The sequence below is a fragment of the Diaphorobacter aerolatus genome, from assembly GCF_014489535.1.
In the GTDB taxonomy this organism is placed as follows: domain Bacteria; phylum Pseudomonadota; class Gammaproteobacteria; order Burkholderiales; family Burkholderiaceae_C; genus Diaphorobacter_A; species Diaphorobacter_A aerolatus.
In genome coordinates this window covers 3,393,529-3,416,930 of the sequence record NZ_CP060783.1, presented here as the reverse complement: position 1 = coordinate 3,416,930, position 23,402 = coordinate 3,393,529, and the positions used below count along the sequence as shown (strand labels likewise).

Annotated in this window: 13 protein-coding genes and 10 pseudogenes; 12 read left to right on the top strand and 11 right to left on the bottom strand. The window is 63.9% G+C overall.

Translation table 11 applies throughout. The features are described from left to right. Window positions 1–478: 478 nt before the first annotated feature. The gene (locus H9K75_RS15910) at window positions 479–2,392 is read left to right on the top strand and encodes an ATP-binding cassette domain-containing protein (RefSeq protein ID WP_187723357.1); all 1,914 of its coding nucleotides are present in this window, start codon (window positions 479–481) and stop codon (window positions 2,390–2,392) included. An 11-nt stretch (window positions 2,393–2,403) separates the two neighbouring features. Here H9K75_RS15910 and H9K75_RS15905 read toward each other — a convergent pair. The 8 genes and pseudogenes from H9K75_RS15905 to H9K75_RS15865 all read right to left on the bottom strand — a co-directional run bounded on the left by H9K75_RS15905 (window position 2,404) and on the right by H9K75_RS15865 (window position 10,562). After that, a pseudogene (locus tag H9K75_RS15905) lies at window positions 2,404–3,535 on the bottom strand (protein-glutamate methylesterase/protein-glutamine glutaminase). Between the two features lie 24 nt (window positions 3,536–3,559). Next, window positions 3,560–4,222 (bottom strand): annotated as a pseudogene (gene cheD, locus H9K75_RS15900) (chemoreceptor glutamine deamidase CheD); the annotation flags it as partial. A 49-nt stretch (window positions 4,223–4,271) separates the two neighbouring features. Beyond that, window positions 4,272–5,085 (bottom strand): annotated as a pseudogene (locus H9K75_RS24085) (CheR family methyltransferase). A gap of 131 nt (window positions 5,086–5,216) precedes the next feature. After that, complete coding sequence (locus H9K75_RS15885; protein ID WP_187726067.1) at window positions 5,217–5,702, bottom strand: chemotaxis protein CheW; 486 nt, start codon at window positions 5,700–5,702, stop codon at window positions 5,217–5,219. Window positions 5,703–5,707: 5 nt separating this feature from the next. Continuing rightward, a pseudogene (locus tag H9K75_RS15880) lies at window positions 5,708–7,860 on the bottom strand (chemotaxis protein CheA). Window positions 7,861–7,902: 42 nt separating this feature from the next. After that, a complete protein-coding gene (locus tag H9K75_RS15875) occupies window positions 7,903–8,265 on the bottom strand; it encodes a response regulator (protein ID WP_187723356.1) in 363 nt (120 codons plus the stop codon). Between the two features lie 75 nt (window positions 8,266–8,340). Beyond that, window positions 8,341–8,780 (bottom strand): annotated as a pseudogene (locus tag H9K75_RS15870) (hypothetical protein). A gap of 300 nt (window positions 8,781–9,080) precedes the next feature. Continuing rightward, a pseudogene (locus H9K75_RS15865) lies at window positions 9,081–10,562 on the bottom strand (aminotransferase-like domain-containing protein). A gap of 149 nt (window positions 10,563–10,711) precedes the next feature. Between H9K75_RS15865 and H9K75_RS15860 the strand changes: the two are divergent. The 9 genes and pseudogenes from H9K75_RS15860 to H9K75_RS15825 all read left to right on the top strand — a co-directional run bounded on the left by H9K75_RS15860 (window position 10,712) and on the right by H9K75_RS15825 (window position 16,853). Continuing rightward, window positions 10,712–11,311, top strand: a complete 600-nt coding sequence (locus tag H9K75_RS15860; protein WP_187723355.1) for a LysE family translocator — start codon at window positions 10,712–10,714, stop codon at window positions 11,309–11,311. Beyond that, on the top strand, window positions 11,308–11,469 hold the full coding sequence (locus H9K75_RS15855) for a hypothetical protein (RefSeq protein ID WP_187723354.1): 162 nt from the start codon (window positions 11,308–11,310) through the stop codon (window positions 11,467–11,469). Before H9K75_RS15860 ends, H9K75_RS15855 begins: the two co-directional genes overlap by 4 nt. Beyond that, a pseudogene (locus tag H9K75_RS15850) lies at window positions 11,466–12,652 on the top strand (aminotransferase-like domain-containing protein). Before H9K75_RS15855 ends, H9K75_RS15850 begins: the two are co-directional and overlap by 4 nt. 121 nt (window positions 12,653–12,773) lie before the next feature. Next, window positions 12,774–13,397 carry a glutathione S-transferase N-terminal domain-containing protein gene (locus tag H9K75_RS15845; RefSeq protein ID WP_187723353.1) on the top strand — a complete coding sequence of 208 codons (624 nt, stop codon included), beginning with the start codon at window positions 12,774–12,776 and terminating at the stop codon, window positions 13,395–13,397. 8 nt (window positions 13,398–13,405) lie between these two features. Next, window positions 13,406–14,026 carry a PhzF family phenazine biosynthesis protein gene (locus H9K75_RS15840; protein ID WP_404826353.1) on the top strand — a complete coding sequence of 207 codons (621 nt, stop codon included), beginning with the start codon at window positions 13,406–13,408 and terminating at the stop codon, window positions 14,024–14,026. Then, window positions 14,023–14,331 carry a hypothetical protein gene (locus tag H9K75_RS25585; RefSeq protein ID WP_404826352.1) on the top strand — a complete coding sequence of 103 codons (309 nt, stop codon included), beginning with the start codon at window positions 14,023–14,025 and terminating at the stop codon, window positions 14,329–14,331. The genes H9K75_RS15840 and H9K75_RS25585 overlap by 4 nt, the downstream gene beginning before the upstream one ends. Before the next feature lie 8 nt (window positions 14,332–14,339). Continuing rightward, a complete protein-coding gene (locus H9K75_RS15835; protein ID WP_187723352.1) occupies window positions 14,340–15,053 on the top strand; it encodes a VOC family protein in 714 nt (237 codons plus the stop codon). Beyond that, window positions 15,050–16,036, top strand: a complete 987-nt coding sequence (locus tag H9K75_RS15830; protein ID WP_187723351.1) for a threonine dehydratase — start codon at window positions 15,050–15,052, stop codon at window positions 16,034–16,036. The genes H9K75_RS15835 and H9K75_RS15830 overlap by 4 nt, the downstream gene beginning before the upstream one ends. A gap of 142 nt (window positions 16,037–16,178) precedes the next feature. Further along, window positions 16,179–16,853 (top strand): histidine phosphatase family protein, encoded by a 675-nt coding sequence (locus tag H9K75_RS15825; RefSeq protein WP_187723350.1) that lies wholly within the window; start codon window positions 16,179–16,181, stop codon window positions 16,851–16,853. Between the two features lie 7 nt (window positions 16,854–16,860). Here the strand turns inward: H9K75_RS15825 and H9K75_RS15820 are convergent, their stop codons facing one another. Then, window positions 16,861–17,298 carry a PaaI family thioesterase gene (locus H9K75_RS15820; protein ID WP_226858261.1) on the bottom strand — a complete coding sequence of 146 codons (438 nt, stop codon included), beginning with the start codon at window positions 17,296–17,298 and terminating at the stop codon, window positions 16,861–16,863. 42 nt (window positions 17,299–17,340) lie between these two features. Further along, window positions 17,341–18,203, bottom strand: a pseudogene (locus H9K75_RS15815) (creatininase family protein). Window positions 18,204–18,344: 141 nt separating this feature from the next. On the opposite strand from H9K75_RS15815, the pseudogene H9K75_RS15810 reads away from it, so the two are divergent. Continuing rightward, window positions 18,345–19,792, top strand: a pseudogene (locus tag H9K75_RS15810) (MATE family efflux transporter). Here H9K75_RS15810 and H9K75_RS15805 read toward each other — a convergent pair. Further along, window positions 19,779–20,758, bottom strand: a pseudogene (locus tag H9K75_RS15805) (Bug family tripartite tricarboxylate transporter substrate binding protein). The pseudogenes H9K75_RS15810 and H9K75_RS15805 overlap by 14 nt on opposite strands. A gap of 326 nt (window positions 20,759–21,084) precedes the next feature. Here H9K75_RS15805 and H9K75_RS15800 point away from each other — a divergent pair. Then, the gene (locus H9K75_RS15800) at window positions 21,085–23,331 is read left to right on the top strand and encodes a protein-disulfide reductase DsbD family protein (RefSeq protein WP_187723349.1); all 2,247 of its coding nucleotides are present in this window, start codon (window positions 21,085–21,087) and stop codon (window positions 23,329–23,331) included. The last annotated feature ends 71 nt before the right edge of the window (window positions 23,332–23,402 follow it).

Here is a 23,402-nt window from a genome sequence, read left to right as displayed (position 1 = left end):
TTTTAAAAAGACCTGTCAATCTTTGGGGTCTTGCCGTCAGCTCAACCACCCCCGCCAACCACCACTACCGCAGCAACCAGCGAAGTCTTGAAGTGTAGCACGCTTTTTATAGCCCACCGACAACTTCACGATCCCCGGAGAGACCGCCACCGCCCAGGCCCAATCGGCTAAACCGACCACTTCTTGGCAGCGAAGCCCTCGATTCTAAACCGAGCTTTTCAACCCAAAGAAGAAGTTTCGAGGAAATCTTCAACCGCTTGGTGCAAGCCGTCAAAAAGAGTTTTTGCAAACCCGCTTCATGACGGTTTGTTGACGCGACGGGTTGATTGTAGTCCGGGTTATCCCTGAATTTTCGAAAAACTTGATGATTCTTGGGGATTTTCCTCTGCGCTCACGGACGAGCATCCGCTCGGATCACCACACCGGCATAGGCTTCGTAGTCAAAGGGCCGCTGCCAAGCTGCGCATAATTCGCGCCCATGGCACTCATCACACTTTTGGATGCGCAACTGGCGTTCGGCCACGTTGCCCTGCTCGATCATGCGGACTTCACACTGGAGTCTTCGGAGCGCGTCGGCCTGATTGGCCGCAATGGCGCGGGGAAGTCTTCGCTGCTCAAGATTCTGGCCGGCCTTGCGAAGGCCGATGACGGGGCGCTGCACATCCAGCAGGGTCTGCGCACGACCTATGTGGCTCAGGAGCCCGTGCTCGATCCCGAAGCCACCATCTTCGAGGTGGCCTCGCAGGGACTGGGGAACGTCGTCGTCTGGCGAGAGCAATACCTGTCGGTCGCTCCGGGCGTGGATCTGGATGCGCTTCAGTCGAAGATCGAGGCGCACGATGGCTGGAACTGGGAGCAGCGCGTGGACGAAACGCTGCATCGTTTGCATCTGGATCCGCAGGCGCGCATTGCCACGCTGTCTGGCGGCACCAAGAAGCGCGTGGCACTGGCGCAGGCGTTGGTTGCCAAGCCCGACGTGCTCTTGCTGGACGAGCCCACCAACCACCTGGATCTCGACTCCATCGCCTGGCTGGAAGACCTGCTGATCGATTTCAAGGGCAGCCTCATCACCATCACCCATGATCGCGCGTTTCTCGACCGCGTTGCCACGCGCATCGTGGAGCTGGATCGTGGACAACTGCGCTCCTACCCCGGCAACTTCGCGGCCTATGTGACGCAAAAGGAAGATCAGCTTGCGCAGGAGGCCGTCATCAACGCCAAGGCCGACAAGTTGCTCGCGCAGGAAGAAGTCTGGATTCGCAAGGGCGTCGAAGCGCGGCGCACGCGTGCGCAGGGCCGCATCACGCGGCTGGAGAACATGCGCGCCAGGCGCGAGGCGCGCCGGGAAGCGCTGGGCAGCGTGCGGATGGATATCGCTTCGGGCACACAGACCAGCTACCAGGGCAAGATCATTGCCGAGTTGACCGACGTGAGCAAATCGTTTGGCGACAAGCTGATCGTGAAGAACTTCACCGCCACGATTCTGCGCGGCGACAAGGTGGGCCTGATCGGCCCGAACGGTGCTGGCAAGACCACGCTTTTGCGCATGATCCTGGGTGAACTCGAGCCCGACACCGGCAACGTGCGCCGGGGCAACAATCTGCAGATCGCCTATTTCGACCAGATGCGCCAGGCGATCGACATGGACGCGACGCTGGAGGACTTCATCAGTCCCGGCAGCGAATGGATCGAGATTGGCAACCAGCGCAAGCATGTGAAGAGCTATCTGGGCGATTTTCTGTTTTCGCCGGCACGCGCGAATTCGCCCGTGCGTTCGCTGTCCGGCGGCGAGCGCAACCGGCTGCTGCTCGCACGGCTGTTCGCCCGCCCGGCCAATGTGCTGGTGCTTGACGAACCGACGAACGACCTCGATATCGACACGCTCGAGTTGCTCGAAGAGCTGCTGCAGACCTACGACGGCACGGTGTTCCTCGTGAGCCACGACCGGCAGTTTCTCGACAACGTGGTGACCAGCACGATTGCCTATGAGGACGCGGGTGTGTGGCGCGAATACGAGGGCAGCGTCGAAGACTGGCTGACGCAGTCGCGTCGTCGCCGTGATCTGGCGGCCGCATCGGCCGCTCCCAAGAAGGACGCGCGCAAGGAAGAAGCCAGCGCGGCGGACAGCGATAAGCTCGCAGGTGCCGGTGGCAATCCGCCCGCCGCTCTCAACAAACGCAAGCTCAGCTACAAGGAACAGCGCGAGCTGGAACAACTGCCCGCGCAGATCGAAACGCTCGAAAACGAGCAGAAGGCGATCCAGTCCGAACTCGCGGACGGCGCCATCTATGCACGCGACGGAGCGCGCGCTGCGGCCCTGCATGCACGCGAAGGCGAGATCGAAGAGCTGTTGATGCAGGCACTGGAACGCTGGTCGGAACTCTCGTCCTGAGCCCAGGCCAGTCAGTATGGCGGCTCGTCCGGCGCGCTGCCGGGTGCCATGCACCGGTGCAGCCGCGCCAGCACGGCGGGTGCAATCTGGGGCAACGGCAAGACCATGTCCACCGCGCCGCGCGCTATGGCCTCGCGCGGCATGCCGAACACGACGCAAGTGGACTGATCCTGCGCGAAGTTGTAGCTGCCGGAGACCTTCATTTCACGCATCGCGGAGGCACCGTCGCTGCCCATGCCGGTGAGCATGATGCCGATCGCATTCGGGCCCGATGCGCTGGCGATGGAACGAAACAGCACGTCCACCGACGGCTTGTGCCGATTGACGGGATCGCCGTCGAAGATCGATGCCAGATAACGCCCCATGCGTCGCACCACCGCGAAGTGCTTTCCGCCCGGGCGATGTAGGCATGGCCGGGCAGCAACGGCTCGCCATGCAGGGCTTCGGTCACGATCACGCTACACAACTCGTTGAGGCGCGCGGCGAAACTGGTCGTGAAGCCTGCGGGCATGTGCTGGACGATAACGATGGGCGGCGCGTCGGCGGGCATGTGGGCCAGCACTTCGCGCACCGCTTCGGTTCCGCCGTGGATGCGCCGATGCCGATCAGCTTGTCGCCGAGCAGCGGTGATGGCAGACGCAGCGGCTGGGTCGTCTGCAACTGCGGTGCAGCCTGCGCGCCCGTGAGCGCGCGCAGGCGTTTGACCGAGTCCAGCGACAGCGGCGGCAGACGCCTGACCTGCGCCTGCGTGGCAATGCGGATCTTCTCGACGATCTGCTGCGCGAGTTCAAGCAAGCCGTTCTCGATGCCCAGGCGCGGCTTGGCCACGAAATCCACCGCGCCCAGCTCGAGCGCCTTGAGCGTGACTTCCGCGCCGTGTTCGGTGAGCGATGAAATCATCAGCACCGGCATGGGCCGCAGACGCATGAGTCGCCCCAGAAAATCGATGCCGTCCATGTGCGGCATTTCCACGTCGAGCGTGAGCACGTCGGGATTGAGGTCGCGGATCATCTCGCGCGCGATCAGGGCATCGTTGGCCGTGCCGATGCACTCCATGTCCGGCTGACGGTTGATGATTTCCTTGAGCAGATTCCTCACCAGCGCAGAATCATCGACCACCAGAACACGTGTCTTGCCCGACATCGGCTCAGCCCCCTTTCGCTGCCCGAAGATGTCTACCGACCCGCCATGCGTTGCGCACACCACGGACGCCGCGTTGCCGCGTGCCTCCTGCGCCGCAACCGACTCCTTGTGCGTGTGCGCGAGTCGCTTGACCATGGCCCTGCCCGAGGTGCCGAAGAACACCACTTTGCGGGGATGAATGTCAAGCACATCTTCGGACACGATGGGGATGCGCTCGGTACGCAGATAGTCGCGCACGAAGTCCGTATTGCGCTCGCCGACATTCATGTTGGTGAAGCCGTGGATCACCTGTGCACCACCAAAGATCTTGGCCTGCATGCCATCGCGGCGCGCGCCCAGCTTCATCATCTCGTTGATCAGCAACTCCATCGCATACGAGCCGTAACGCCCGGACAGATCGGCAGCATCACCCACCGGCAGCATGAAATGGTTCATCCCGCCGACGCCTGCGCGGCTGTCCCACAGGCAAGCGGAGATGCACGACCCCAGCACGGTGATCAGCATCAGGTTCTCGTTGGTCACGAAGTACTCGCCCGGAAGCACCTTGACGGCGTTGTGCTGGAAATGGTTGTCGAAGAAAAAGAACCCGGCCTGCCCCGGCGCGACCGGTCGTGCCTTGAGCTGCTCCAGCGTCACATCCGGCGAGCCGCGGGCACGCGCAGTCTGCCGAGGCGCGTCTGCATTCATCGGCGGCTCCCCGTTTGCTCTTGCATCGCGGCTGCGCGGAAAATGCGTTTCATAGGCGCTCGTACACCGTCTTTCCGCGCAGAACGAACAGGTCTCTCGCGTCGCTGAAATGCTCGGCATGGCCGACGAACAGCAGGCCGCCGGGGCGCATCACCCGATGCAGCCGCTCCAGCACCCGCCGCTGCGTGGGCGCATCAAAATAGATCATGACGTTGCGGCAGAACACCGCATCGAGCGGTCGGCGGAATGGCCATTCTTCGCCGATCAGATTGATCTGCTCGAATTCCACTGCCTGCTGAAGCTCGGGCGCACCCGCACCAGCCCCGCGTTCATGCCTCTTCCCGAAGAAAGAAACGGTGCAGCCGCTCCTCGCTCAACCCCTTGAGATGGTCGGCGCGAAAGACGCCTTCGGCCGCGCGAACCAGGACCCGCGAATCAACGTCGCTTGCCGTGAGCCGGAACTGCGAAGCCCGCGCGCCCAGCGCTTCCATCGCGGTCATCATGATCGAATAGGGCTCTTCGCCGGTCGATGCGGCGCAGCTCCATACATGCCATGGGCCGCCCGGCTGCTGCGCCAGCCACGCCGCCAGCAGTTCGAAGTGATGCGGCTCGCGAAAGAAGGCCGTGAGGTTCGTGGTCAGCACGTTCACGAATTCCTGCCACTCCAGGTCATCTTCCTGCTGCTCGAGCCAGTTCAGGTAGTCATGAAAACTCTTGTGCCCGGTCTCGCGCAGGCGCCGCGCGACGCGGCTGTAGGCCATGGCCTGTTTGCCCGCGTGCAGATGAATCCCTGCGCGCGCGTGGATCAGCGCGCGGATGCGCTCGAAGTCCTGCGTGGTCCAGAGAAATTCGCGCTCGCCAATGGGTCCATCCGGCGCGTCGGCGGCGTTTCCTTGCTCCGGTGCTCTCTCGCGGCGTCGACGCGCGGCCCCGCGACCATCCGCGTTCGCGGATGCATGGGCCGGGTTCAGGAGTGCCGTGACCACCGCTGCACTCAGGCGTCGGCAGGGACCAGGCCCATGTCCACGGAGGACATCAGCTTTTCGATGTCGAGCAGGATCAGCATGCGTCCAGCCACGCTGCCAAGTCCTTCGATGGATTCGTGGTCGATGGCGCATTCGAGCTCGGGCACGCTGCTGATCTCGTCTTGCTGCAGCTTGAGCACATCGCTCACGGAGTCCACGACCACGCCGACCACGCGATCCAGCAGGTTCAGGATGATCACCACCGTGAACTCGCCGTAGTGCGGATCATCGTGCAGGTGCAGCTTCATGCGCAGATCGACGATGGGCACGATGGTGCCGCGCAGGTTCACCACGCCCTTGATGAAGACGGGTGTGCGGGCGATGCGTGTGGGCGTTTCATAGCGCCGGATCTCGCGGACCTTGAGGATGTCGATGCCGTACTCCTCGTCGGCGATGCGAAACGTCAGGTACTCCTTGCCCGGCACCGTGGCTTCCGGCATCTGCTGCACGCTCATGTCGTTCATACCAGCTCTCCCAGATCGCGTGCGGGCGAACGCGCACTGCGCGCGCGCCGCACGATGGCTGTCGCATCCAGAATCAGCGCCACGGAACCGTCTCCCATGATGGTCGCGCCGGACACGTTCGGAATCTTGCGATAGTTGCTCTCGAGGTTCTTCACCACGACCTGGTGCTGGCCGAGCAATTCATCGACCCGCAGCGCCACGCGGCTGTCCTCGACTTCCACCACGACCATGATGTCTGCATGACGCGCCTTCGACGTGCTGCGCGGCACCTCGAACAGGCTTTGCAGTTCCACCACCGGCATGAATTCGTCACGCACCTTCACGAGCGGCGCGCCCTGCGCCACCGTGTTCACGCTGCCCTCGCTCACCTGAAAGGACTCGACCACGGCGGCCAAGGGCAGGATGTAGACCTCGTCGCCAACCGCAACCGACATGCCGTCCATGATCGCCAGCGTGAGCGGCAGCCGCACCGAAATGCGCGTGCCATAGCCTTCGCGGAATCGATTTCCACGCTGCCGCCGAGCGCCAGAATGCTGCGCTTGACGACGTCCATTCCCACGCCGCGCCCCGACAGATCGGTGACCATGTCAGCGGTCGAGAACCCCGGCTCGAACACCAGCGACCACACATCCGGATCGCTCATCTCATCGGACACCGGCATGCCGCGTTCGCGTGCCTTGCGCAGGATCTTTTCGCGCGAAAGACCTCGCCCGTCATCGTGCACCTCGATCATGATCTGACCGCCCTGATGCGCGGCGGCGAGCGTGATCGTCCCATGCTCGGGCTTGCCCGCCGCGACCCGCTCTGCCGGTGTCTCGATGCCGTGATCACAGCTGTTGCGCACCAGATGCATGAGCGGATCGGTGATCTTCTCGACCATGCTCTTGTCAAGCTCCGTGGCCTCGCCCAGCGTGATCAGTTCGACGCTCTTGCCGCACCTGAGCGCGAGATCGCGCAACATGCGCGGAAAGCGGTTGAACACCGCCGACATGGGGATCATGCGGATCGACATCACCGATTCCTGCAACTCGCGGGTGTTGCGCTCCAAATCGGCAAGGCCCGCGAGCAGTTGCTGATTCAGGCGCGAATCCAGATCGCGACTGTTCTGGGCCAGCATGGCCTGGGTGATCACCAATTCGCCGACCAGGTTGATGAGCTGATCCACCTTGGTGACCGCCACGCGGATGGTGGCGGCTTCCACATGCGCTGCCGTGCTGCTGGCCCGGTGCTCGAAACCGCCATGGAGTTTGCTCGTCTGCGCGGCGCGGGCCGTGGCGATTGCCGCCTCGCTGCCCAGCTCGGCAGGAAGCCCCGGTGCGCCGCTGAACAGCCCGAAAAACTCGTCCTCCATGACCTCCAATGCAGGCGCATCGTCAGAGGCGGGCTGCCTTGCAGCAGCCGCCTGCACCACGGCGCTGGTCATCTCGTCGATCCCCAACTGGTCTTGCGAGAGATGAAAGGCCAGCAGGTCGCGCAGATCATCATCCGACAGGCGGGTCTCGATCACCATGGCACGCGCATTCCCCTCGGGCGCGGCAAGCTCGTTGCGTTGCACCATGTCGGGCAGGCTCATCAGCAGGTCGGCAACTTCGTCGGCCGCTTCGGCGCTGTGCATCGGGCCGATGCGCAGCGCCAGTCGCCGCAGCGCGCCGGCATCGTCTCGCGCACCGGAGTGCGCGCGTTCGGATACGCTGGCGATGCCCGGGGCGCTGCGCAGGCTGCCCGAGACCAGATCGCTGATGCGGCGCACCAGCGCGGTGGCGGATGGCGGCTCACTGGTCTCGCCGTGCTGATGGCGACTCAGCAACGCGCGTGACAGGTCGGCCGCGTCCAGCAGCACGTCCACCAGTTCGGCGCCCAGGAACAGCTCGCGCCGCCGCACGCGATCAAGCAGCGATTCCATGTGGTGCGTGAGTTCGGCAATGTCGGTGAAGCCGAACGTCGCCGCGCCGCCCTTGATGGAATGGGCGCAACGGAAGATTGCGTTGAGCTGTTCGTCGTTGGCATGGGCGAGATCGACGTGCAGCAACATCTGCTCCATCTGCTCGAGGTTCTCCGCCGCCTCGTCGAAGAAGATCTGGTAGAACTGACTGAGGTCGAAGGGTGCTGGTGCGCCCGCGCCCGCTCCGTGTGGGTGGGTGTCGGCCATGCTGTGCTCCAAATGGATCGCGGTAAGGCTGAGGCCTGCGCCTCAGCGCAGAACCTTCTGGATCACTTCGATCAGGCGGTTCGGATCGAACGGCTTGACCAGCCAGCCTGTGGCGCCCGCAGCGCGTCCCGCCTGCTTCATCTGCTCGCTCGATTCGGTGGTCAGGATCAGGATCGGCGTGGTCTTGAACTTCGGGTGTTCGCGCAGCTTGCGCGTGAGGCCGATTCCGTCGAGAAAAGGCATGTTCTGGTCGGCCAGCACCAGATCGATGTCGTGCAATTCCGCCTTTTCGAGTGCATCCTGCCCATCCACCGCCTCCACGACGTGGTAGCCCGCTCCGGTCAGCGTGAACGACACCATCTTGCGCATGGAGGGCGAATCATCAACAGCGAGAATGGACGGCATTTGAAGGGAACCTTTATCTACTTTTATTAATACGGTGTGAGTCGTTTGGCGCGGGAACGGGCAATAGACTGAGCTTCAGAACAGCTCGATGGAGCCCGCCGCCATCTCGCTTTGCGTGACCGGATTGGGCGAGACGGCGCGGCATCGGGCGGCGCTGCGGCTTCATCGGCCTGATCCATGGCCTCGGCGCCCAACTGGAATGCACAGGAGCGCACGACCCGGGTGGTATGCGAAATCAACTGGGTCGCCATGTCGTGAAACTGCAGTTCGGTGACCGCGCTGCGCAGGGCTGCGCGCGCCTGCCCAAGGCGTACCGACTGCGCCACCACGTCGTCGCTCAGCAAACCGTCGGCCTCGCCGAAGCGCTGCAGCAGATTGTCGGTGGCATCACCCAGCAGGCCTTCCAGACGGTGGAGATCGTGCATCACCATCAACAGCGAATCCTGCAATTCGGCAACCGTCAGCACCGACACCGGAATCGCGGGATCGCCAGTACTTGTCAGCGTAGATTGCATTGGTTCTCCATGTGCGCAGGCCACCTCTCACTTCGCTCGCACCAGCTTGCCTGCATTTCAGAATGTAAATTGAATGATACCGAGTTCTCACTATCACTAGCTATATATCGCAAGTAACGGGAAAAGCAACAGGGCATACAAAATGATCTGAATGCGCGTGGTTCCCTCTCAAAATCCCCTCATGGCGCCCATTTTTCCCCGTCGGCGAAGACCATTCGCGCGAAGGGTTGAATGAATCCATTTGTTAGTTTTTTGTGTCTCCGTTAACAAATTCACGATTCTTTGGGCTGACGGATGCGATCAACCGCGCGCCTGGCTTTCGGCCACGACACGCTTCCAGACGCGCCAGAACTGTGGGTCGAGCGTGTTCGCGAAGTTGATGCGCATGAGGGTGCAGGGCCTGCGGGTGGCATGGAACAGCGCGCCGGGTGCAATCAGGTAGCCCTCGTCGAGCATGCGCTGCGCGAGCATGTCGGTGTCCACGCCGGTGTCCACCCAGCCGAACATGCCCGAAGGCTCCGCCGCGAAGGTGCAACCGGCCTCCAGCGCCAGTTGCACGCTGCGCGAACGTGCCGTGGCGATGCGCTGGCGCATGCGCTCCGCGTGGCGGCGCAACTGGCCTTGCTCGATGCACAGCGCCAGCGCCTTCTCCAGAATGCTCGGCGTCGTCAGCGTGGACAACAGCTTGGTGTCGAGCAGCCGGTCGACCAGTTCGGGCGGCGTGGCGATGTAGCCGATGCGCCAGTTGGGCGCGAGAATCTTGGCAAAACCGTTCACATAGATCGTGCGCTTGAGCCCGTCCAGACTCGACAGCCGTGTCGCGTGCTCGGGCGCGATGTGACCATAGGTGTCGTCTTCGACGACATGGAAATTGAAGCGCTCGGCCAGTTGCAGGATCTGGTGCGCGCTGCCCGGCGACAGGCTGTAGCCCGTGGGGTTGTGCAGCACGCTCACGCTCACGTAGAGTTTGGGGCATAGGTCTCGCAATAATGCGCCATCACCGCCAGATCGGGTCCGTCCGGGCCACGCGGCACCGGCAGCACGCGCATGCCGAGCGCATCGAGCCGCGCGTATTCGAGCGACCAGCCCGGTTCCTCGACCATCACCGGATCGCCCGCCTTGAGGACGGTGCGGCTCACGATGTCCAGCGCATGTGTGGCCCCGACCGTGGTCATGATCTGGCTCGGCAGGGCCGAGATGTTGACGTCCGCAAGCCGCTGCGCGAGCACCGAGCGCAGCCCGGTATCGCCGAGCGGCTCCCCGTAGCTCAGCGAGCCGGCCCGCAGCGTTTCGATGGTGGTGATCTTGCGCACCGCTGCGGGCATGAAGCGCGCCTCCTCAAGCCAGCTCACCGGCAGCACGCCCGAACCCGGCTGAGGCTTGTTCGACGCCTGGTAGAACATGCCGCGCATCAGCGAGGTGGCGTTGATCAGCGAGCCCGACGAGCGCGGCGGCATCACGCCCAGAGGCGACAGCGGATGGACTTCCGCCGCTGGCCCTTCGCCCCGGGCGAGACGCATCGGATGCCTGAGCGGAGGCGTTTTTCTGAAGCACGTCACGCACGAAGAAGCCGCGCTGGCTGCGCGCGTCGATCAGGCCCTGCGCCAGCAGCTTGTCGTATGCGGCGACCACCGTGTATGCGCTCACGCCCTGCTGATGCGCGCAGGCGCGCACCGAAGGCAGCTTGGCACCGGCAGGTAAAAGCCGCGTGCGGATGCGCTCGGCAAAGCGCTCGGCCAATTGCTCGGTAAGGGTCTGATCGGGTGTGCGGGTAAGGGCCATGGCGGTGTAATGCTGAAAAGTTCCACACGCCGATCTGTATTGGCAAACAGGCCGATACAGATCGTGATTTTGTAGAGCGAACTGTATAGGTACTGTAATGGCTATTTATCCTACAGTGAATACAAAGCAATCCATCCAACCTTTCATCGATGCCCCTCGCCGAATTCACCGCCTTGCTGGTTCTCGCCACGGCCATGAGCTTCACGCCCGGCCCGAATACCACGCTCTCGGCAGCGCTTGCGGCTAATCGCGGCATTCGTCCGGCGATGCGTTTCGTGTTCGCCGTGCCAGTGGGCTGGTGTGCTCTGCTGGTGCTGTGTTCCGCAGGTCTCGGAGCCGTGTTGCTCGCCGTGCCGGCGCTGCGCTGGGGCGTGAAGATCGTCGGTATCGGCTATCTGCTCTGGCTGGCCTTCAAACTCAGCGGCAGCGGCAAACTCTCGCAGGCCGACGCTTCGCGCATGAACATCGGCTTCTGGCAAGGCGCGGCGCTGCAATTCGTGAACATCAAGGCCTGGATGCTGGCGCTCACCATCGTTGGCAGCTGGATCATCGGTCGCGACGACGGCCTGCAACGCCTGGTCATCGTCCTTCCCGTGATGGCGGTCTTCGCCCTGTCGAGCAACCTGCTCTATGCCTGCATCGGTGCGCTGCTGCGCAACTGGCTGGCAAGCGGGCAGCGGCTCCTGTGGTTCAACCGTTTCATGGCTTTGATCCTGGTGGCTACCTCCTATTGGATGATGCGGACATGAACGTCGGCAAAACCCTGATGTTCGCCGCGCGCAGGCAATCCGCAGCGAAAATGCTGCTCACGCCCCCTCGCGACGGCATGACACTCACCCTGCAATCACTCACCGCAAGCCCGCGCGCCGCGCGCATGGGCTGCCTACACAAGAAGCAAGCAACATGACGCAATGGACTCTGGCCGCACGTGCCGAAAAAATGAACCCCTCGGTGATCCGCGAGATCCTCAAGGTGACCGAGAAGCCCGGCATCATCAGCCTTGCGGGCGGTCTGCCTTCGCCCAAGACCTTTCCGATCACCGAGTTCGCGGCCGCCGCTGCCTCGATCCTCGACAACGACGGCCCCTCGGCGCTGCAATACGCCGCGAGCGAAGGCTACATTCCGCTGCGCGAGGCGATTGCGCAATTCCTGCCCTGGGACATCAGCCCCGACCAGATCCTGATCACCACCGGCTCGCAGCAGGCGCTTGACCTGATCGGCAAGGTGCTGATCGACGCGGGCAGCCGCATTCTGGTGGAGACGCCCACTTACCTCGGGGCGCTGCAAGCGTTCTCGCCGATGGAGCCGAACGTGGTGTCGGTCGCAAGCGACGAGGAAGGCCCGCTGGTCGAGGACTTCGTCGCCAAGGCGGGCACGGGCGCCGACAAGGCCCGCTTCATGTATCTGCTGCCGAACTTCCAGAATCCCACCGGCCGCACCATGACCGAAGCGCGCCGCGCCGCGCTGGTTGCCAAGGCCCGCGAACTCGGCATTCCGCTGGTCGAGGACAACCCTATGGCGATCTGTGGTTCGACGAACAGCCGCCGCTGCCGCTCACCGCGCGCAACCCCGAGGGCTCGATCTACATGGGCTCGTTCTCCAAGGTGCTCGCTCCCGGCCTGCGCCTGGGCTACATCGTCGCGCCAAAGAACATCTACCCGAAGCTGCTGCAAGCCAAGCAGGCGGCCGATCTGCACACGCCGAGCTTCAACCAGCGCCTGATCTCCGAAGTGATGAAGGGTGGCTTTCTTGATCGCCACGTGCCGCAGATCCGCACGCTTTACAAGGAACAATGCGATGCCATGGTCGCCGCGCTCGACCGCGAAATGAAGGGCCTCGACGTGCAGTGGAATCGTCCCAAGGGCGGCATGTTCCTGTGGCTTCGACTGCCCGAAGGCATCGACACCGCCAGGCTCCTGCCCAAGGCCGTGGACCGCAATGTCGCCTTCGTGCCCGGCGCCGCCTTCTACGCGGACAACGCCGACGTGCGCACCCTGCGCCTGTCCTTCGTGACCGCCAGTGTCGAGCAGATCAATACCGCCATCGCCGCGCTGGCCGCAACGATCAAGGACGAGCTGGCAGCCCAATGAACATCCATGGATGTGCACGTTCCGAAAGACGACGCTTGAAGCGCCTTGTTGGCGTCTCGAAACGAATCATCCATCGAAGCCGCAAGGCTTCGCCATGAAGTAACAGAGAAAGCAAAAAGCCATGTTGAGACTTTGGGGTAGAACTTCTTCGATCAACGTCCGCAAGGTGATCTGGACAGCCCAGGAACTCGACCTGACCCTGCAGCGCACCGATGCCGGTGGCCAGTTCGGTCTGGTGCGTGAGGCCGAATATCTGGGCCACAATCCCAACGGCCTCGTTCCGCTCATCGAGGATGAGGACGGCTACCGCCTCTGGGAATCCAACGTCATCGTGCGTTATCTCTGTGCGCGCTATGCGCATGGCGGTCTCTATCCCGACAACATCCAGGCGCGGTTCGTCGCCGAGCAGTGGATGGACTGGCAGCAGACCGCATTTAACCCCGCTGGACGCGACGCCTTCATCCAGCTCATCAGAACACCCGCCGACCAGCGCGACGACGCACGCATCGTGCATTCGGTGAACGCCACGGTGCCGCTGCTTGCGATGCTCGAAGCGCATCTCGCCACACATGCCTACATGACGGGCGACGCCTTCACCATGGCCGACATTCCCGTCGGCTGCGAAATCCATCGCTGGTTTGGGTTGCCGCTACAGCGGCCCGCCATGCCGAACATCGACCGCTGGTTCCAGTCGCTGGTGGAGCGCAGTGGCGCGCGCGGCGTGCTCGACATGCAGATCAGTTGAGGCGTTCCATGAACCCCAAAGCACGCCGCTTCATGCAGATCGATGTATTTTCATCGTCCGCCTACAAAGGCAACCCGCTTGCCGTCGTCCTTGATGGTGAGGGATTGAGCGATGCGCAGATGCAGTCCTTCGCACGCTGGACCAACCTGTCGGAAACCACCTTCGTGCTGCCGCCCACGCAGCCCGGTGCCGACTACCGCGTGCGCATTTTCACGCCGGGCACCGAGCTTCCGTTCGCGGGCCATCCCACGCTGGGCACCTGCCACGCGTGGCTGCAGGCGGGTGGCAAGCCAAAGCAGGAAGGCCAAGTGATTCAGGAGTGCGCAAAGGGACTCATACCGATACGCGTGGACGACGGCCAGGCGAGCGCACCGCTTGCGTTCGCCGCACCGCAGTCCACTCGCCGAGCCGCCAGCGATGAACAACTCAGGTCTGCGCTCGCCGCTCTGGGACTGCGGCGCGATGAGATCGTGGACTACCAACTGCTCGACAACGGCCCGCTGTTCCTGGCGCTGCTGGTGCGCGATGCTGACCGTCTGCTCGAGCTGCAACCGGACGGTGCGGCGCTCTATGCGATGAATCTGGAGGTCGGCATCGGGCCCGCTACGCATCGCACAACACTGCATTGATTGGCCGCTCGAGCCGCGAGGCGCGCGCCTTCGGACGCAGCCCCACCGAGCACTCTCCCGATATCGAGGTGCGCGTATTCTTCAACTCCGCAACGGCCTCGGTCGAGGACCCGACCACCGGCAGCTTCAATGCAAGTTTCGCGCAATGGCTGATCGATGAAGGCCACATCGAAGCGCCCTACGTCGCAAGCCAGGGCACCTGCATCGACCGCGAGGGCCGCGTACACATCTCGCGCGATGCCCAGGGCCAGGCCTGGGTGGGCGGCGCCTGCAACACCTGCATTCAGGGAACGGTCAATCTGTGATGATGATGATGAATGCTGCAAACGCATCACGTCTTGACCACCTCGTCGTCCTCGCCGACACCTTGAACGAGGGCGTTCGCTGGTGCGAAAAGACCTTGGGCGTGATACCCGATGCGGGCGGCGAACACCCGCTCATGGGCACCCACAACCGGCTGATCAACGTGGCGTGCGCTGCATTTCCGCGTGCCTATCTGGAGATCATCGCGCTCGATGCAAAAGCGGTGCCGACGCGCTCGGCGGGCCAGCAGCGCTGGTTCGACATGGACGATCCCGTGCTGCTTGCGCAAGTCGCGCAGCACGGTCCGCAACTCATTCACTGGGTCGCCGCCGTGCCCGATCTTGCACGGGCTCACGCGGCATGGAGAACACAGCTCGGCGTTGATCGCGGCACCCTGATTCACGCCAGCCGCCCCACGGCCACGGGCCTGCTCGAATGGCAGATCACCGTGCGCGACGACGGCCAGCGGCTGATGAGCGGCTGCCTGCCCACGTTGATTCAATGGGGTGACGTGCACCCATGCGACAGCCTGCCGCCAAGCGGTGTTCGGCTCGACGCGCTGCAACTCGAACACCCCGACGCGCAGTTGCTGCGCGACGCGCTCGATGCCGCGGGGCTGCCGCGCGCGCACATCACCATCGAGCACGCAAGCACACCCGCCATCCGCGCAACGCTGTCCACACCGCGCGGCCTCGTCACACTCACCACGAGCCACGCTGCATGAACGCCAATCTTTCACCCTCTGCCATCGACACATTGCCAACGCTGGCGCAAATCGAAGCCGCCGCGCGCACCGTCTACGGCGAATTCCAGGCCACGCCGCAATACCGCTGGGCGCTGCTGTCACAGCGGCTCGGCACGGATTGCTGGCTCAAGCATGAGAACCACAACCCCGTCGGTGCCTTCAAGATTCGCGGTGGACTCACGTTTTTTGACCGGCTCGCGCAGCGCGGCGAATTGCCTGCGCAGGTGATCAGCGCCACGCGCGGCAACCACGGCCAAAGCATTGCCTGGGCCGCGCGCAAGAACGACGTGCGCTGCACCATCGTCGTGCCATATGGCAACTCGGTGGAGAAAAACGCCGCGATGCGCGCGCTCGGCGCAGAACTGATCGAGCACGGCGACGACTTCCAGGCCGCGCGCGAGCACGCCATCGCGCTGGCCGCTCAAAGCGGTGCGCTCATGGTGCCCAGCTTTCATGCAGACCTGCTCGGCGGCGTGGCCACGCTGTGGTGGGAATTCTTCAAGGCCGTTCCCGACATGGACGTGGCCTACGTGCCCATCGGTCTTGGCTCGGGCGTGTGTTCGGCCATCGCCGCCAAGCTCACGCTCAATCATCCGGTGCGCATCGTCGGCGTGGTGAGCCGGCACGCAACGACCTATGCCGACTCCATCGCGGCGGGTCGCGTGATCGAGGCGCCGGTCTCCACGCAAATCGCTGACGGCCTTGCCGTGCGCGTGGCCGATGAGACTGCGCTGGCCATCCTGATGCAGCACCTCGACCATGTGGTGCAGGTCAGCGACGACGAGGTGGCCGCCGCGATGAAAGCCATCTTTGAAGACACGCACAACGTCGCCGAGGGCGCTGGCGCAGCCGCATTCGCCGCAGCCATGCAGGAAGCCCGGCAGCTCAAGGGATTGGTCGTCGGCGCCGCGCTCTCCGGTGGCAATGTGGACGCCGCGGTGTTCTCCAGGGTACTTGCCTGAACACGCCCGCTGCCGCCCGTGATCATGGGTTCGGTACGTGGCTTGCTGCCGACTGCCGAGATGGCGCGCGGCGCAAGTCGGCGCTGAAGCGGGAGTCTCCGCAGAGACAGGTTTCAGTACCCCGCCAGACCACAATCCGCCCATGGGAACGCTCTACCTTGTGCGCCACGGTCAGGCTTCGTTTGGCGCGGACAACTACGATCAACTGAGTCCGCGCGGCCATGCGCAGGCCGTGCGGCTGGGGGAGTATTGGCGCGAGCGCGGGATGCGTTTTGACGCGGTCATGCGCGGATCGATGCTGCGCCATGAGCAGACGCTGGCGGGCATCTGCGAGGGCCTGCGGATGCCATGCGATCCGCTCGTCGTCACGCCCGCACTCAATGAATACGACAGCCACGCGCTGATCGAAGCCATCCGTCCCGGACCGCGCCTGGCAGTCAACACGCCCGAGCTGTACAAGCAGCATTTCCGCCTGCTCTGCGATGCGCTTGCGCAATGGATGAGCGGCACCGTCACACCCCAGGGCATGCCGAGCTGGGAAGATTTCTCGGGCGGCGTGCGCGGCGTGCTGGATCAGGTACGGGATCGCCACGCCGGGCATAACGTGTTGCTGGTGTCCAGTGGCGGCCCGATTGCCACGGCGATCAGCGAGGTGCTGTCCACGCCCGCCGAAATGATGATTGCGCTGAACATGCGCATCCGCAACAGCGCGGTGACGGAATTCAGCATCAGCCCCAAGCGCCTGATGCTGCAAACCTTCAACACGCTCGCGCATCTGGATTCCGACACGCACCACGACTGGATCACCTACGCGTGATCGCGCGTCAGCTCTTGGTGCGATCCACGAGCTTGAAGGTGCCACTCGCCATGCCCAGCAGGTCACCTGCGTCGTTGCGCAACTCGCCGCGCACGAAGCTCAGGCTGAGGCCGCGTTTCTCGCAGACCGCCGTGCAGATCACGTCGCCCGAAGCAGGCGCGATGTAGTGAATGGTCAGGTCCACGGTGATCACGCCATAGCGTGCGGGATCGTGGGCCCGCGCGGCGGCCGACAGTCCCACGTCGAGCAGCGTGGCAATCGCGCCGCCGTGCATGTCGCCACGGCTGTTGGTGAATTGCTGCTGGTAAGGCATGCGGATGCGTGCACGGTCATTGCCGATGGCCTCTCCCTTGAGCCCGAAGGCCTGCGCCATGGGCATAGGCAGTGCGAAGACCATGTGATCCGGTTCTGCGGGGTAGGCGGGAATGTCTGCTGCTTGGCTCATGCTGGTCGTTGAGATGAATGAAAAATCCTGGTGTTCAATCGATCACAGTGCTCTCGGCAACGTCAGCGCATGCAGTTCGGTGAGCAGCTTCGCAAGCGATGTGCCTGCGGCCTGCACGACGCGCTGGCCCTTTTGCGCACTTGCCGATGCCGCGTCGCCGACGGCGCCGCTTTCGTTGTAGTCCTCGATGGCCCAGCCCATTTTTGCGCTGCGGCCATTGCCCAGAATCTCGAATGTCTCGGCACGATCCTGCGACGTCGAGCGCCAGTGCTTCGCACGTTCCATGTGCACGGCTTCGGGCAGGAGATGCAGCATCATCGAGGTCTCGATCTGCCCGCGTGGATGCCGAAGCGATGTTCCTCGGCGCTGAATTGCTCGCTCACCTCGCCGGGCAACGGCAGGCTGAACCAGCTCGCGCTGTAGACCATCAGACCATGGTGCATGCGCAACTCGCGCGCGACGATGTCCATCACGCTGACCTGCCCGCCGTGGCCATTGAGTAGCAGGAGCTTGCCAATGCCGGCCCGCGCCACGCATGCGCCAAGCTCGGTCCACAGCGCGATGACGGTCGCTGGCGAGAGCGTCAGCGTGCCCGGATAGCTCAGGTGTTCGGTGCTCAGCCCGACATTCTGCGGCGGCAGGAAAAGCGCCGGAAGCTCCACCGGAATCTTTGGCAGGGCCGCATCGATCACGCCCTGCAACAAGGCCGCGTCCACACCAAGCGGCAAATGCGGGCCGTGCTGCTCGACGGCGGCGACGGGCAGTACGGCGATGGTGGCTTCGGCAAGTCCGCTGGTGCGTGCAGCGGCAAAATCGTGCGCGCTCACCTGCGCCCACTGGCGCGAGGGCCAGGCATTGTGCGAGTGGGCAGATGGCGCGGTTGTCGAGAATGTGGGAGCTGTCATGGCGTAAACGGAATCGGCGAACGAACGATGGGCATCGGCCTGAAGCATTGTGGCAGCATGTGCCCGCCGCTGCGCAGCCACGCCGCTTTCGCGCCATTGTCTGGCAGATTTCAGCGGGGCCAGCGATCACACTGCGCAGTTATGCCCGATCAGTCCACCAAAACAAAGCCGGAGAATCTGCCGCGACGCACACCGACACGCGACCTCACCGTCGGCCCGATCGGCATGACGCTGTTCGTGTTTTCACTGCCGATTCTGGCGGGCAACGTGCTGCAGTCGCTCAACGGCTCGATCAATGCGATGTGGATCGGACGCTTTCTGGGCGAAGCCGCGCTCACCGCGACGGCCAATGCCAACAATGTGATGTTCGCCCTGATCGGCCTGATTTTCGGCGTCGGCATGGCGGCGTCCATTCTGGTGGCGCAAGCCATGGGCGCGCACAACGTCGCGCAGGCCAAGCGTGTGCTGGGTTCGAGCGCGACGTTCTTCGGCGCGGCATCGGTGGTGATCGCCGCCATTGGCTGGCCGCTGTCGCGCAAACTGATGGTGTGGATGGGCACGCCCGCCGACGCACTGCCGCTGGCGCAGGCCTATCTTGAAGTCATCTTCCTCGCGATTCCGCTGCTGTATCTGTTCGCCTTCGTCTCGGCGGTGCTGCGCGGTGCGGGCGATACCAAAACGCCGTTCTGGTTTCTGCTACTCGTGGTGGTTCTCGATACCGCGCTCAACCCGCTGCTGATCTTCGGCTGGGGTCCGTGCCCAGGCTGGGTATGACGGGGTCGGCGCTTGCCACCTTCATCGCCAATGCCATCGGTTTCGCCCTGATGCTGCTTTGGCTGCGCATGCGGGCCCATCCGCTGTGGATCGGCAGCCAGGAGCTGGGGCTGTTCAAGCCGGACTGGACCATCCTCAAGGCGCTGATCACCAAGGGGCTGCCCATGGGCGCGCAGATGGTGATGATCTCGCTTGCCATGATCGCCATGATCTCGATGGTGAATGCCTACGGCGTGCACACCGCGTCGGCCTATGGCGCCGCGCTCCAGCTATGGACCTACGTGCAGATGCCCGCCATGGCCATTGGCGCGGCGTGTTCGTCGATGGCTGCGCAGAACGTGGGCGCGCAGTTGTGGGATCGCGTGGAAGGCACGGCGCGCGCGGGCGTGATCTGCAACATCGCCATGACCGGCACGCTGATCGCGATCATCGTGCTGGCCGACCGTTTCATGATGGGCTGGTTTCTGCCGCCGGGGAGCGAGGCCATCGAAACCGCGCGCCACCTCAACCACATCGCGATCGGATCGTTTCTGTTCTTCGGTGTGACGTTCGTGCTGTCGGGTGTCGTCCGCTCGACGGGCTCCGTCGTCCCGCCGCTCATCATTCTCGGCATCGCGATGTGGGGCATTCGCGTGCCCGTGGCACGCTTTCTGCAACCGATGTGGGGCGCAGACGCGATCTGGTGGAGCTTTCCCATCAGCGCGTTCTGCTCCATGCTGATGACCATGGCGTATTACCGCTGGGGCAACTGGCGCAAGGCGCGAATGCTGGCCCCGGCAGCCAGCGGCCAGCGATCAAGTCCTACTCGATCTTGAACCCGGTCTCCTTGACCACGCGTTTCCAGCGATCGGTATCGGCCTGGATGTGCTTGCCGAATTCCTCGGGGTTTTCAAAGCGCGGCACGTAGTCATAGGCCTTGAGTTTGGCCACCACGTCGGGGAGCTTGACGATCTTTGCCAGTTGCATGGAGAGTTCGTCGACGATGGGTTTCGGTGTGCCCTTGGGCGCAAGCATGCCCGCCCACGAGCCGAACTCCATGCCCTGGATGCCCGACTCCTTGAGCGTGGGCACCTGCGGAAACGAATCGGCCCGCTGGGGCAGAACCACGCCGAGCGCCTTCACCTTGCCGGCCTTGATCATTTCGACCGAGACAAACGAATCGAAGGAGAAATCCACCTCACCGGCCACGACGGCCTGCATCTGCGGGCTGGTGCCCTTGTATTGCGCGTTGATCACGGCTGGCGCGTTGATGGACTTCTTGAACTGTTCGGTCACCAGCGAGATCATGCTGCTGCCCGACGACGCGGACAGCGGCTTGTCGGTCTTCTTCGCCAGCGCGATCAGTTCCTGGATGTTGTTGGCCGGCAGATCCTTGCGCGCAATCACCACGAAGCCGACATCGCAGACCAGACCAATGGGCTCGAAGCTCGCGAGCGCCTCGTAGTTGGTCTTGCTGATCACCGGCGTGAGGGTCTGCGCACCGGCGGTATTGAAGAGCAGCGTGTAGCCGTCTGGCGTGGCCCGCGCGACGTATTCCGTGCCGATGGCGCCGTTGGCACCGCCCTTGTTCTCGACGATGAACGATTGCCCCAGCGCCTCGCCCATCTTCTGCAAAACGAGGCGCGCCACCACGTCGGTGGTGCCCCCGCCGGAAACGGAACGACGACGCGCACCGGCTTGTCCGGATATTTTCCCGATGCCAATGACCATTGCGGCAAACCCAGCGCGGCGACACTCGCCGCCGTTGCCGTCAAAACTCCCCGACGCGAAATCCCGTGCATGAGGCTTGTCTCCTTATAGGTTCGAAGGCTTGAGAAAAAAGATCATTGCAAGGGCCAGCGCGCAAAGTCCAATTGCAAAAGCCAATACAAGCATTCGCGCGGCGAATCACGGTCAGGAAAAAAGGCGCGCCTCACTCGAAGGGGCAGGCGCGGCAGACCGCGGTGCCGCGACGGCACTCGGTACAAACCATAGTGGCCGGTGACCGGCCTGAACGCCGATATCGCGCTGCACGGGGCGCAGGGACAATCCCGCCATACACAAGGCAAACCCGCATGGCTGACACAATAGGGAACCTAAGCCGGTCCTCAGGCTCACATCCATGGTCATGTCTTCCACACGATCGCAGCGCTGGCTGCCCACTCTTTTTTTCGTAGCGGCAAGCGCGCTGTCGTTTGGCGCGGGTGCGCAAATCCAGCTCAAGCCCAGCAGCGGCGCGGCACTGGGCAGCAGCACGGTGACCACGCCGCACGTTCAGGCCGAGCTGATTGCCCAGGCGCCCGAGGGCGTAGGCCCGGGCAAGCCTCTGTGGCTGGGCCTGTCGATCACGCACCAGCCCGAATGGCACACCTACTGGAAGAATCCCGGCGACTCGGGCCTTCCCACGCAGCTCGAATGGAAGCTGCCCGAGGGCATCGAAGCGGGCGAGATCGCCTGGCCCGTACCGCAAAAGATTCCGCTGGGAACGCTCGCCAATTTTGGCTACGAGGGCACGGTGCTTTTGCCGGTGCCGATGACCGTGGCCAGCACCTACAACCCCGGCCCGCTCGCCAAGAATGCGACCTTTCAGGTGAACGCCACCTGGCTGGTGTGCCGCAAGGAATGCATTCCCGAAGAAGGACAGTTCACGCTACAGGTACCGATACAGGGCACGACCGCCCTGCATTCGGCGGCGTTCGAAGCAGCGGCCAAAGCCCATCCGGCCAACCTGCCTGCGGACGCGAGCGCCAGGGGTTCGGTAAAGGTCGACGGTGACGCGCTGTCGGTACGCGTGGCCGGACTGCCCGCCAGCATCAAGGGCAAGACGCTCGCGTTCTTCCCCGAAACCGAAGCCGTGATCGAGACCGCCGCCGACATCCAGCAACAGTGGGATGGCGATGTCTGGACCGCGCGCGTGCCGCTGTCCAGGCAGCGCAGCGAAAGCCCCTCGCCCATGCCCATCGTCGTCGCGAGCGACGGCCAGGGCTGGCGTGCCGAATTGCCGGTCGATGGCGGCTGGCCCGCAACGGCGGCACCCGCCACCGTGTCGCCCGCGCTGGAGGCCGCGCTCAAGGCCAATGCGCAATTGGGCGGCGGGCAGGCGACTGTCGGCAACCCCAATGCCGGGACAACGCCGTCTTCGATCTCTGCCGCGCCGGTTGGTATCTGGCTCACGGCGCTGTTCGGTGCCCTCGTTGGCGGCCTGATCCTGAACCTCATGCCGTGCGTGTTTCCGGTACTTGCGATCAAGGTGGTCGGCTTCGCGCAGCATTCGCAGGATCGCCGCGCGCATCGCGTGAGCGGCGTGGCCTACACCGCTGGCGTGGTGCTGTCGTTTCTCGCGCTCGGCGCACTGATGCTCGGCCTGCGTGCTGCGGGCGAGGCCGTGGGCTGGGGGTTTCAGTTGCAGTCACCGGCGGTGGTGGCGGCGCTTGCCGCGCTGTTCACCATCATCGGATTGAATCTTGCGGGTGTGTTTGAAATGCGCAGCCTGCTGCCTTCCTCGGTGGCCAGCATGCAGGCCAGGCATCCGGTCGCGGATTCGTTCCTGACGGGCGTGCTTGCGGTGGCCGTGGCCTCGCCCTGCACCGCTCCATTCATGGGTGCATCGCTCGGTCTGACGGCGACGCTGCCCGCGTTCCAGGCGCTGTCCATCTTTGCGGCACTGGGCCTGGGTCTGGCCCTGCCCTATCTGCTCGCGAGCTGGATTCCCGCCGTCGCGCGCGCCATGCCGCGCCCCGGCGCTTGGATGGACACGCTGCGCCGCTTCATGGCCTTTCCGATGTTCGCGACGGTCGTGTGGCTGGTGTGGGTGCTCGGTCAGCAAAGCGGCATCAACGGTGCGGCCGCCCTGCTCGCGCTGCTCGTCGCGTTGGCGATGGCGATCTGGGCGCTGTTCTCCCTGCACGGCAAGAGCCGCATGGTTGTAGCGCCGATCTCGATGATCGTGCTGGCGGTGCTGGGCTGGATGTGGATGCCGCGCGTCACGCAGTTGCTGCCCGAGTCTTCGGTGGTCGCATCCGGAAACGTCGGCACGAACGCCTGGCGCGCGTGGCAGAGCGGCCTGCCCGAGCAGCTCGTGGCGCAAGGCCAGCCGGTGTTCGTCGATTTCACCGCCGCCTGGTGCGTGACCTGCCAGTACAACAAGACCACGACGCTCGCCGATGCCGCCGTGATGCAGGATTTCGCAAGCAGAAACGTTGCGCTGCTGCGCGCCGACTGGACACGCCGCGATCCGCAGATCACCGCCGCCTTGCGCGAACTGGGCCGCAGCGGCGTGCCGGTCTATGTGTTGTACGCGCCCGGCAAACCGCCCGTGGTGCTGACCGAATTGATCAGCAAGAGCGAGGTGCAGTCGGCGCTGGCGGCGCTCTGACCGCGGGTTAGTCCCACCGTGGATGGCGCTTGGCCTACAAGCGCCGCTCGCATGAAAGCTCTAGACTGAGG